The organism is Providencia sp. 2.29, from assembly GCF_015832305.1.
GTDB lineage: Bacteria > Pseudomonadota > Gammaproteobacteria > Enterobacterales > Enterobacteriaceae > Providencia > Providencia stuartii.
Map to the genome: position 1 here is coordinate 2,394,663 of NZ_CP065420.1, position 12,750 is coordinate 2,407,412.

The 12,750-nt window shown below is 39.5% G+C and carries 8 protein-coding genes; 3 read left to right on the top strand and 5 right to left on the bottom strand.

Annotation, left to right across the window (positions count from 1 at the left end; translation table 11 throughout):
• Window positions 1–40 precede the first annotated feature (40 nt).
• Window positions 41–526 carry a MarR family winged helix-turn-helix transcriptional regulator gene (locus tag I3B46_RS11015; RefSeq protein ID WP_104873485.1) on the top strand — a complete coding sequence of 162 codons (486 nt, stop codon included), beginning with the start codon at window positions 41–43 and terminating at the stop codon, window positions 524–526.
• A gap of 62 nt (window positions 527–588) precedes the next feature.
• Here the strand turns inward: I3B46_RS11015 and I3B46_RS11020 are convergent, their stop codons facing one another.
• The 5 genes from I3B46_RS11020 to I3B46_RS11040 form a co-directional block, all read right to left on the bottom strand.
• On the bottom strand, window positions 589–5,529 hold the full coding sequence (locus I3B46_RS11020; RefSeq protein ID WP_104873484.1) for an RHS repeat-associated core domain-containing protein: 4,941 nt from the start codon (window positions 5,527–5,529) through the stop codon (window positions 589–591).
• 339 nt (window positions 5,530–5,868) lie between these two features.
• Window positions 5,869–6,753, bottom strand: a complete 885-nt coding sequence (locus I3B46_RS11025) for a 4Fe-4S binding protein (RefSeq protein WP_040133138.1) — start codon at window positions 6,751–6,753, stop codon at window positions 5,869–5,871.
• A gap of 385 nt (window positions 6,754–7,138) precedes the next feature.
• Entirely contained in the window at window positions 7,139–7,801 is a 663-nt protein-coding gene (locus I3B46_RS11030; protein ID WP_014658371.1) for a CerR family C-terminal domain-containing protein, read from the bottom strand.
• A 21-nt stretch (window positions 7,802–7,822) separates the two neighbouring features.
• A complete protein-coding gene (locus tag I3B46_RS11035; protein ID WP_004919852.1) occupies window positions 7,823–9,088 on the bottom strand; it encodes a M24 family metallopeptidase in 1,266 nt (421 codons plus the stop codon).
• Window positions 9,089–9,226: 138 nt separating this feature from the next.
• Window positions 9,227–10,423 (bottom strand): anthrax toxin-like adenylyl cyclase domain-containing protein, encoded by a 1,197-nt coding sequence (locus I3B46_RS11040; RefSeq protein WP_040133136.1) that lies wholly within the window; start codon window positions 10,421–10,423, stop codon window positions 9,227–9,229.
• 273 nt (window positions 10,424–10,696) lie between these two features.
• On the opposite strand from I3B46_RS11040, the gene I3B46_RS11045 reads away from it, so the two are divergent.
• Window positions 10,697–11,854 (top strand): iron-containing alcohol dehydrogenase, encoded by a 1,158-nt coding sequence (locus I3B46_RS11045; protein ID WP_036940268.1) that lies wholly within the window; start codon window positions 10,697–10,699, stop codon window positions 11,852–11,854.
• Window positions 11,855–11,902: 48 nt separating this feature from the next.
• Complete coding sequence (yghU, locus tag I3B46_RS11050) at window positions 11,903–12,742, top strand: glutathione-dependent disulfide-bond oxidoreductase (protein ID WP_004919841.1); 840 nt, start codon at window positions 11,903–11,905, stop codon at window positions 12,740–12,742.
• The last annotated feature ends 8 nt before the right edge of the window (window positions 12,743–12,750 follow it).

The window sequence follows — 12,750 nt, forward strand, 5'->3', positions numbered from 1 at the left end:
CTAACTTGACGTCAAGATAAATAGTTGTCATGATTGGCCTATGGATCGTATAGATAAAATCATTCAACAATGGGCACGTGAACGCCCTGATTTAGATATCAGCGCGATGGGGCTGATCGGTCGACTAGGTAATATTGTTCTCCACCTCACCCGTGAAATGGAGAAGGTTTTCGCACAATTTGGCCTTAACCGCTCTAGTTTTGATGTATTAGCGACACTACGTCGCGCGGGTCACCCATACACTCTCTCACCAGGTGATATGTTGGCTACACTGATGGTGACATCTGGCACAATGACCAATCGTATTGATCAACTTGAAAAAGCTGGGTTAGTTAAACGCCATCCTAATCCAGAAGATGGACGCGGCTTTTTGGTGTCATTAACCGATGATGGCTTATCCTTAATTAACCAAGCGATTGAAGCACATGTCGCTAATCAATCAAGATTAGTGGCGGGGTTGAGCACTGACGAACAAAACGCATTAAATCAGCTTCTTAAAGTATTTCTAGTATCTTTAGAAAAATAAAAAAACAGCCAAATAACGACTGTTTTCCTTTATTACTCATCTCTGAAATATTTTCAACCTCACTAAAATGAGGCTCGACGGAAAATATCAAAATCAGGGCGTATTAAACTCAACTGTGTGTTCCCCCTATTTTCAGGGTACAACGTCACATAGCCACTCGCACGCTCCAATTGTACTTTCGCTGTTCCTCCCATTAACTTGTCATTACTAATTTTTTGCTGGCCAATATGGCTATTATTTGTATACATACTGCGCGATGTTGAGGGAACCGCACGCGAAGTTGATGCTTGAGCATACTGCTGGCTTGGCTGTAATGAGCCTAAACTTTCTGCACTTAAACGCCTATTAGCTGAAGGGGGGATCATTTCTACTTCTTGGGATGAAGAGGAAACGCCCGAGTGGCTAACTCTAGAAAGCCCGCTATCATGAGAGTGTGCACTATCAGATCCGAAAGAGCCTGCTTGAGCACGATTAGAAGATACAGAAGAGCGTCTTGATGACATTGATGAGATACCACTCTCTGCGCTTGTTCCCTCCCCTCCAGCGATAGCGCCGCGCCGCCCCATTCTACGTGCAAAAAAGTCGTGATGCTCTACTTCCGAGGCTCTTCTTAATTGAATTTGACCGTTTCCTACAGAATGTGCTCTATAACGCGGTGCTGGCATAGGCATTCTCTCTAGCCGCCATATAAACATGCCACTTGTCGCTATAACGGAAGTCACTCCAAGTGCAATAGAAGCCCATCCCAAATTTGCTGATGTCCGATTCGATGCTTCAGGTGAATCATCATGGGTCGCTATGCTAGCAATTCCGAGTGCCTCGCCTGCCACAGTTAAAAAAGTAGTACCGGCAAACCAAGCAAATGATGAGGTAATATAAGCAAATGCAATATTCGCCGAAGCAGATGCCAAGTTGGCTAGTATTCCAGTTATAGCAGCCGCCGGTGCTCGGCCCGTAGGATCAGTATAATTAATGGGGTCTCCATTACAGTAAACATAGGGATTGATCCCCCCTTCACCAAATGGGCTTAAACTATCAGGGCAGTTAAAACGCATAATCGTTGGATTATAAGCACGATAGCCATTACCTAAATGATAAACGCCAGTCAGCGGATCTTTTCTTTCACCATTAAAAGCCACATAGGTGTTTTCTTTAATTTCACTATCTCCATAGGGCAAAAATGTATGTGTATCCCCTTCTTCCATTTTCGAATGACGAGACCAACACACACTTTCATTATGACCCGCGGCCATAAAGACCAGTTGATTATCATCAACCACCGCACAGCACTCATGATCTGACTTAATCAGGCGAGTATTTTGCTTTTTGCTTGTATTAATTTCATGAACTAGTTCATCATCACGATAATAGAGATAATAGGTGCCATTATCGTGAGTTTCCTGTTTAACGAGTTGATTAGAGGCATTATAACCATACTTAGCACTCACTAAATCATTGACGCTGACATCCATGAGTCGGTTCAGCATATCGTATTTTAATGTTCTTCCTACTTCATCACATATCATTCTACCGCAAGCATCATATGTAAAAACAGTTGCAGGATAATGAGGGTTAGAGTGAGTGATACGTGTTAATTGAGTTGGATCTAACGTATTTTCATAATGGTAAGTACTGATATTTTCTTGTTGCCCCGAAAATACAGACACAACCTGACACAAGTTATTCAGTGCATCGTATTCAAAAAATTGTTCGATAACATTCGCTCCCGTGCTATCTTTTGGAAGCTCACTGCCTTGCACAAAATAATTTGTTAAACGATTCCTCACATCATATTGATACTGCTCACTGCGGATTAATCGTGTATTTCGAAATGTGTTTTGAGTTGCGAGTAACCCATTTGCTAACCAACTTTTATTGATAATAAAATGCGTACCATTACTATCAATAATTTCCCGTGTCACTTCCTTATTAAACTCATCATAAGCATATTTAATCTCTACATATTCATCTGCTTTAGTGCTTTTCGCTTTACGGATAGCGGTTCGCCCTAATTCATCATATTCAAAAGTGACGATGATATTTGCATCGATTATGGATTCTATTTGCCCGTCTTTTCGCCATATATACCGAGTTTCATTGTTATCAATATCTGTATATTTGGCGACGGTCCCTAAAACAGTGCGCTCATATTGTGTTTTTCGCACTTGGTCATCAATCAAAAAATACTCTTCTATTAAGTCACCTTGTTGATTTAATTTATTTATATTGAGTGTGCTCTCCGATTTTGCAAAGACTATTTTTTGTGTGGCTACATCGTAATCAAATTGCTGTGTCGTTTCACTCGTCATCACTTTTTTTGTCAGACAATCTAATTCAGGAATATATTCGAAGTGAATTTTTTCTCCCGAAGGCAATATGACTACACTGGGTTCCGGATAAACGTTTTCATATTGAAATTGCGTTGTTCTTCCTCCTACAGTTTGACTTACTAGGCGCTCTAAGCCATCAAATTGTTGTTCACCAAGTAACCACATTTGTTGGGAGCGATCAGTAACGATTATTGCCGTCACCAGTTCATTCTGGGAATGGGGAGCGTATTGTCGATGGATCACTGTGCCATCTTCATATTTTTGAGTCACGATGCGATTAAAACAGTCGTAAGTGTTCTCAATACTGTGCCCTAACTCATCGGTTATTTTTAACAGGCGCCCAAGGGAGTCACTTTTATAATATTTGGCGGCAGCGACCTTCCCATCGATACCTAATAAATATTCAGATTCAATTTGCTGATTTTGTTTATTCAGCGTAATTACCGTTTTCCCGTGGCGGGATGCTGAGGCTACTTCTGTATTGATAGGATATGTTGTTTTGGTTAAGGCGATAGGGTCTATCTTTATCATATCCGTAACGCCGATAGATTGTGTTAATGCGGTAACCTCTCCCCAGCCATCATAGTTTGCCGTCGTTTGATAGATAAATTCGGCTGTATTTAAGCCAGATAAATGGTGATCATATTGCAAATGTTTAACTATTTTACCAAATGCATCATATTGGCAAGATTCTATTTTATGCCACTTTTTACTATCATAAGCATCTAATACATCTGTACGAATTTTCCGCCCTAAACCATCAAAATAGTGCTTAAACTGACTCCCACATTTATCTTTTTCAATGGTGATAACCCCCTCCTCTATTTTTAAATATTTCCAAGAAACTGAGGTTTCATAAGGCGTATTTACTGCCGATTTTTTATAAGATGGGCGTCCTAATTTATCATAGGTATAAATTTGAACGACATTAAGCTGATTTATATCTTCAAGTACAACGCCTCGTAATACCGACATCGTTTGAGTGGTGGTGGTAATGATATTATCAAAGCTAATATCTGTATTCTTTTTTATAATAGTATCGCCATTTAATTGATAATCAAATTGCTGATAGGATGTGAAATGTTGTGAATTTTCACCCAAAGTATATTGAGTACTTCTAATTAATGATGGCGTACCATATCCTAGGCGTTTAGCATCTTGAAAATAACTGAAAGAGAGACACTTAAATAGTATTTCATCTGAATAAAATAGTTGTTTTGCGATTACTGCAATAGAGGTATTCGCCAAATTTTCATATCTATAATAGATTTTATTAATCGGCTCATTATGCTTTCTGCTTAATGGGTAAGTGATTTTTTCTTTCATATACCGAATAAACCCATTAACTTCGGCAGGACAATCCTCCTCCCCTTCGGCTTTATACCATGTTGTGACCACTCGAGTGCCATCGGGTGTTACTTGTAAAGTTTGATTGCCTTGTTCATCAAATTCATATTCGCTAATCTCTTTTCTTTGGTTACCCTCGTTATCAGTGATCGTGATAACCTGTGTTTTCATTAATTGGAACTGTTCAGGCTGAAAATGAATAGGCGTATATTTTTGAGCATAATATTCTATTTCATTTTTTGTTTTACAGCCATCTCGCTCTATTTCCTCACTAATTTGCAGATGATAATTATTAAATACACGAGTGGTTTTAATTTCACTGCTGCCATCAGAAATTGTTTCTGTAGAGCTATAAGTATAGTCTGTTAAAAGTTTATAAATATAATCACTATCACTCGTCCAATCACCAAAGTCGCCATTAAAACCTAAAAAATTATGCTCGCTATATTTGTAGCGTTTAACCGTTTTTTGCTGCCCAAAACCTGGATTAATGATATATGATGTAACAACCGGTAACCGCCCTGTTTTACCCGAGCTACTTGGGAAACGAAAACCAAACAGCTCACTGTACTCGACCTGATCAGTCAGTCCTGTAGGATAAATAATTTGCGTTAGATAATGCTTATTGCTTTCAGTTAATGCCTCATAGCCAAAACGCCAATAAATAAACGCATTATCTGCATATTCACAAGCAATATAGTTAAGTTGCTCATGATTAATTAATGAAAATTTTATTAAGTACTCATCATTGGTTTCTGGAAAAACACGAATGCTAACATAATGCGAGTAGTTTATTTCACAAAGTGTTTGAAATTCGTCTTTAACCCTTTTTAATAATGGGTATTCACCACTCCATGACCATGATAAGGATAATTCACGGCCTAATTCTGACATAATCTTTGTGGTAACATAATAATCCTCACCGATAAGAGTGAGGCTCTCAGATTTCCCATCCTTCCAAATAACAGTATAACCATCATGACTATTGATATTATTTGTATATTTTAATATAAAGTGTTTAAGCCTTTTATTTATAACATTTACTGTTCCTGGTGTTATTTTATAACTTTCGCCACTACTTAGCTCTAATGTATTATTACGCAAACAGAGCATCGTTATCCCTATTGAAAACCCTCTTCCAAAACCATAGTTAGCATCTTGCAGTGGCGAATAGGATACAGATAGAGCAAGATCTGGCCCAGAACGCTGATTAGCAATAATATTAACGAAAGGTATGCTGACAAGAAACTGTCCTGTTCTGACATCAACATTTGTCTTTAACTTCCCTAAGAAATTACCCGACTCGCTGCTGAATTGAGTACTCATAGTTCCCCTTTAATAAAAAATAGAAAAGTAGCACTAAATTTAGTTAGAATGATATTTAATGTTTAAAATCAAATAGCAAACATGATAATATCCATTTTCTCTTATCATGATAATCAGCGACTCAATTTAAAGTAAAAAATAAAAAACAACACAAAATATTAATTTTGTCTTGGTGCTATATTATCTATTTTAAATTCAGACTTAACGCCAGCAATTAATAGGGTTGAATACTTACTAGGGGGAATAGCAAACTTCCTTATTCATCACCTATCGAATAAAGAAGTTTTCATAATAGATCGCTAACCAAGAAAAAATAAAAAAGCACGTTTCGCTTTTTTATTATAACCATCCCTGCTTCTGATGCTGTGCGCAAATCGGGCATAAATGCGCGTTGGGCTGCCAAGACAAGAAAGCCAATCGACATTTTTCGCACTGAGCATCATAGTAGTGATATACCGTAGGCTGGTTATTTTTGGCGACTTGGGATTTGACTTCAATTGATTTTGGAAAACACACCACTTGGCAGCTCATGCAGCCAGTACAACGTTTTTCATCAAAGATAAATTGATTTTCTTCAATAAGGATCGCTTGTTCATCGCAAACTTTGGCACACGCACCACATAAAATACAGCTTGAGACATCAAGTTCAATATGGAACCAACTGTCTTGCGGATAGAGTTGTTTGCGGGCATTTAAACCCGTTCTCACTTGCCCTTTATTTAATGGATTCTCATCCAGTTTTTGACGAAAGAATAAGGAGCGACGGCCACTATCAATTTCTGGTGGTTGTGTTACTACCAACTGCCAAATAGGCTCTTGCAACGTTTTTAGCTGAATATTAAGCGCCGCCAGCACCGGCAACCATTTTTCTACCAGTGGCTCCGCAATTTCTACCCCATTTATCTGGTATTGCTTATGCCAAACTAATAACTCTTCCACACTTGCCAAAGGCTCATCGTGGCTAATAACCAGATGATTGTTATGATAAGTACGTTCATGCGGCGAGATATTTTCGATTGCATCGACAGGACATGAAAACAAACAGTTCCCACATTGGTAACAAAGCTGGTTATCGATAGTTGCATTCATCGTCTCAAAAGAGATAGCCCCTACAGGGCAAACTTGTGAACAACTATCACAGACACTATTTTTGAGGCGTTTCCTCACACATTTATCATTGATAATGGGTTCAGGAGGAAGATCCATCCTAATAAAATGCCTCATACAACCAAACTCCATGATGTAACGATAAAATATAAAACGACTGAATACCCTCAGTAACCGAGTTAAAAAATCGCTTTCTTCTCGTAATATGAGCGAATGCGACTTAAACTGAGGACTTTATTATACCTACTAATCAGAATTTAGGGGAATTATAGTAGGTAAATGATTGATCATGGACAGGTAACAATAACCTCGATTATTGCCTATAACCTAACGGTCACCATTTTGTAACCTAATACGATACAAGTAGACTATCAAACTATATACTCATCAATACTAACGTTTACTTATTGAACATATAAATGCTTAGGCTCTACCATTTTTGCACTATATAAGAACAGCCATTATATATCCTAAATTTATCCCTATCGCCCTGAATGACAGGTTAATCACTAAGTAGCGCTCGACTAGCCAATAAACCTATTTGCTGCAAAATATCATCAAGCAATGACTGAGTAATTTGGGATTGATTAAGTCTTTTTAATAACGGTTTTTTAGCGACGACAAAACCCAATACCTGCCCAATAAGTGCATGTGCACGAATAATTGCGGTTTGTTCATCAACTTGATTGATAAACTGAATCAAACTTGATAAACGCATATGGAAAGGTTCGATGAAATCACGATAAATAATTTCGTAATTTTCTGTCGGCTCAAGCTGTTCTCTTAAGATCAGTACAGAGTAATAATTGTGTTCTGGGAGCAGCAGAGCATGCCCAAGGCCCCCCATTAACATATGAAGTAATGTTTTAGCCCGTTCCGTCTGTATCGGATGTTGCGCTGTCAGCTCTGCAAAAGTACGGTCAAATTCATGAGTATTGCTAGCGGCCGCGAGGTCATTGGCAATTTTTTGAATAACAGCAGAATAGACACCCAGCTTTCCTCCCATATGATAAGGAATGGCTGATTGGTTGACCCCGGCATTATCTGCTAATTGTCGGGTTCTCACTCCAGCAATTCCATGAAGAGCAAATAATTTGATCCCTTCGTTTATCAATTTTTCTTTTGTTGACTCAGATGAAAGCGTGTTTTTATTGGTCTCTGTCATATCCCGCTGTGGCCCTATGGGTTAAATATCGGCTCGCATCAAATAGGTGGAATTTTTGTTCAATTCGATCCCTTTTTCTTTGCCAACGACAACTGTTCCGCCTAGATTACATAAATGATAACCAAACGCACAATTAGGTTCAAACGCAAACGTCATACCTGCTTTTAGCACTAACTCTCTGCCTGGGTTGGGTAATCTCTCCAATTGACGATATTTTTGTGCAATCGGCAATGATTCAATACCGGGTGCAGTACCAAAACCAATTGGCCCGTAAGGGTTAATACTGTGGATCAGAGGATGCACATGCCAACCTTTTGATCTTAATAATGGTTGCTCCATTTTATCGACAACTTCGCCGAAGGTGACCCCTTCTTTTAGATATTCGACGCCAATTTCATAACATTCCCGTGAAATTTCAGCCGCTTTTTCAATATTTGGATGTACCTTACCTACTGCGACAGCAGCTTGGTGCTGTGTCTCATACATACCATATAATGCAAATATCTCAGTTAATACAATATCACCTTCTTGAATTTCACGAGGCTTTTGCGAACGGTATTGCCACGCAGGTTGCCCCCAACCGATATATTCAGGACCTGAGCCCATTAATATTTCCGCGGTGAATCCTCCCATAGACAAACATGTAGAGGTTACTGCCGCAGCGATATCGGCTTCCGTATTACCTGGAATAGCGGTTGCTCGCATGGCCTCGCTCATGGCTTCACCGATCATGGCCGCATGCTTAATATGCTCAAGTTCTTCTTCACTTTTAACGGAAGCGAGCTGGAAAAACTGTTTATATACCGGAACAAAATTGACATTTGGCAATCTTTTTTTAATTCCTGTTAAGGTGTTAAACGGCATTGCACCATCAAAATAAAAAGGGGGATATGGTTCCAAACCGATTACGCCTATATTTGCACGAGAAGATACACCTAAATCAATTAATACTTGTGCAATGTTATGCCCTGTTTTGCCAACAACGATTTGTTCAGGCGCAATCCACTGCATATCACCACGCATGGCAGCTTGCATATGATCAGCAACCATCATAGGTGCAAACGTGACAACGACAGGCGCTTTATCAAGGTGGAATAAAACCACTGATCCTAATCGGTCATTGGTAAAGTAATGATCGATGCAAAATGGGGCTGGTGCAGCAGACTCTCTGTCACCATATACCATTAATACTTCTAGATCATTGGCTTGCATAATTTGGCGCGCAAGCCCCCACCTTCTATCACGCTCATTAATTGTAAATGCGTTTGGGATCACTCTATTTTTCATAACAACCTCATTTAATTCATTTGAATGAATTAAATATAGATCGAAATTTGCTCTCCTGTCAAAAATATTTTCACCATCCTATACAATGAACGAGATAAATGACTCTAACTTTCTGTTTAAACTAACTTAAATTAACATTTAAAAATGTGTTATTTTTGAGTTTAAACTGACTGTCGACAACCTCCGTTTCGCATATTCAAAACTTGGCCGCCTGATCGTGGGTAACTCTTTTTCCCATAACGGATTAGTTTTAATGTGATACCCCTCCGCTTTAGACGTTGTTATCAACTCAACTAATTCTTCTTTATTCGTTATGATGCATAACTCATCAAAACGCCCTATCTTTTTGGGTAAAGCAAATGTTGCTGGAAAATTAGCATCTAAATCCGTCACTGGACTTGTTGCATCAACACTGTGATGTACGACTTTCTCTGCCTCACCCACTAATGCGCGATTAATTAAAGAAATCATCTCTCTCACTCGTGGTGATGCATTACCAATTTCACTGTCTTCATTTTGATAAAAATGGTTTTCATCTCTATAAGCTTGGCTCAAATTTGCATCTGTTGGTAAGCGTTGATACTTTTCAACACGTTGGCGATATACCGAATGGGCAACATCGGGTACAGGGAGCATATCTTGATGACCAAAATCTCTCATGTGTGGGCCAATTAACAATAAATCATAATCAGCAGTGATAGGTAGGCAACTATCAATAGGTGCTAATACTTGAAGATATTTTTTCTCAAAATAAATTCGGTACTTTTGTTGCTGAGGCTCCCATTTGGCCTCAAATTGATAACTTTTCAAACTAGGCCCTTTCGCGGTAAATTGTTTGACCCCTTGTGAATTTTCTAAACTAAGGTTATCAATCGCTCCCATTTGCAGTAAGGTGTGTAATCGCTCCTCTGTTATTTCAAGAGGAATCGGCCGAGCATGACCTTTTTCAATACAACGACGAATAAAACCGTTATATTTATCAATAAGATCTTCAGATTTGTTTTCTAATTTACTAAAACGCTGATCAACACAAATCAACCCTGCCTGAGCCCCCCATGAAGCACTTTTACCTTTGATATGAAAGTTTTTTGTCGGGTAGCCCGCCGCAATTAAATCTGTCGCAAAGCGGTCTACAGGCCGAACGCCTATAATGCTATCTTGCTCCTTAGCAACTTGCTGCAATGGGAGCAAATGGCTTGATACCAATCCAGTATTTTGGCTAATACACTCGGTTAACTGCGCTATAGAATGCGTTGTTTTTTGCTCGGTAGGCTCATTTACAGCTTGAAGAGGCTCATAACCGATTTTGTTGTAGCTCTTATGTGTTTGTATCATTACTTTTCCTTACTTATTTATTCCTAATTCCCTCCCTTCTATCAAACTTTTCACCTCATTTCTTTAATAAAACAATGCTTGACATTTGATTTCAAAATCAATTATTTAATTGTTTAAAATGACATATAGAGATAATACAAAGCCAAATTATGCATGTATAATATAGTTATGTTAGTTAATGTATTCTCATTATCTCGTCGTCCTTTACCCCGCTTGTCAGCACGATATGACAAGCAAAGAACGTCTCTTTCAATTCTGAAATAAGGTCTATATATGAACAATTTCGAATTTTATAACCCAACACGTATTGTATTTGGTAAAGGGAAAATTGCTGAATTGAATAGATTGGTCCCCAAAGAGGCTAAAGTTCTAATTCTTTTTGGTGGTGAAAGTGCACGTAAAACAGGAACATTAGACGAAGTAGAACAAGCATTGGGTGAGCGTGAAGTTGGTCTATTCGGCGGTATTGAGGCGAACCCTCGCTATGAAACTTTAATCAAAGCGGTAGATAAAATTCACCAAGAAGGCTACAACTATCTGCTCGCAGTTGGTGGTGGCTCAGTCATTGATGGCACCAAATTTGTTGCTGCGGCAGTTAATTTTGAGGGTGACCTCTGGGAAATTTTGACCAGTGGTGGAACCAAAGTAACATCCGCCTTACCCTTTGGCACCGTATTGACGCTCCCTGCCACAGGCTCCGAAATGAATAAAGGCTCAGTGATCACCCGTGAAGCGACGCAATCTAAACGCGCTTTTATGCATGACAGCCTCTATCCACAATTTTCTATTTTAGATCCTGTAAAAACCTTTACGCTGCCACCACGTCAAATCAGCAATGGTGTTGTTGACGCGTTTGTTCATGTAATGGAACAATATTTAACTTATCCTACTCATGCTTATGTACAAGATGCATTTGCAGAAGGTTTATTAAAAACGCTAATTGATATTGGGCCAAAAGCGTTAGCTACTCCGCATGACTATGATTTACGTGCAAGCTTAATGTGGACAGCCACTTTGGCACTAAATGGCCTTATCGGCGCGGGTGTACCACAAGACTGGTCGACACATATGTTAGGCCATGAGATTACAGCGCTATACGGCTTAGATCATGCTCAAACGCTAGCGATAGTCTTACCTTCTATGTTGAAGGAAAAATTACCGCAGAAACAAGCTAAACTGGTTCAATATGCTCAGCAAGTATGGGGGATCAACGAAGGGTCTGAGGAGCAAAAAGCTCTGCAAGCTATTGAGCTAACAAGAGCATTTTTTGAGCGCATGGATGTCAAAACGCGTTTTAGCGATTATAACCTCAATGACGACGTGATTGATCCTCTTATTGAAAGTTTGACCCAAAATGGAATGACGGCACTGGGTGAGCATCATGATATTACGCCTGAAGTCAGTCGCCGAGTTTATGTAGCATCTCTATAATAAACCCCGCTCCCACCCTTGTGGTGGGATCACTAACTGGAGGTAAAAATGGATAATTCAACTTATACCCCACCGAAAGTCTGGCAATGGGAACAAGGTAATGGCGGACAGTTTGCAAATATCAATCGACCAGTATCAGGTGCGACGCATGAAAAAGAGCTACCGATTGGTAAACATCCCCTACAGCTTTACTCTTTAGGAACACCTAACGGGCAAAAAGTCACCATCATGTTAGAGGAATTACTCGAGCTGGGTATAAAAGAAGCCGAATATGATGCTTGGCTGATCAATATCAGAGAAGGTGATCAATTTAGCTCAGGTTTTGTCGAAATTAACCCTAACTCTAAAATTCCAGCATTAGTTGACCGAAGTGGCGAAAAACCTATCCGTGTTTTTGAGTCCGGTTCAATTTTGACTTATTTAGCTGAAAAATTTTCAGCATTCCTACCAACCACCCAACCGGAAAGAGCAGAAACCCTCTCTTGGCTCTTTTGGCAAATGGGTTCAGCGCCTTTTGTTGGCGGTGGATTTGGTCATTTTTACACCTATGCACCAGAAAAATTTGAATACCCCATCAATCGATTTGCGATGGAAACCAAGCGTCAACTTGATGTATTAGACCAGCGTTTAGCCAATAACCACTATATTGCAGGCGAACACTACTCTATTGCGGATATGGCAATCTGGCCATGGTATGGCGCGTTAGTCAAAGGCTGGTTATATGATGCTGATGAATTCCTCAGTACTCACGAATATCAACACCTAAACCGTTGGGCTGACGAAATTTATGCACGCCCAGCGGTACAACGAGGGCGTCGAGTTAACCGTTTACATGGCGACCCCGCACAACAAGTCCGCGAACGCCATGATGCAAGTGATCTTCGATAGCGCGTTTT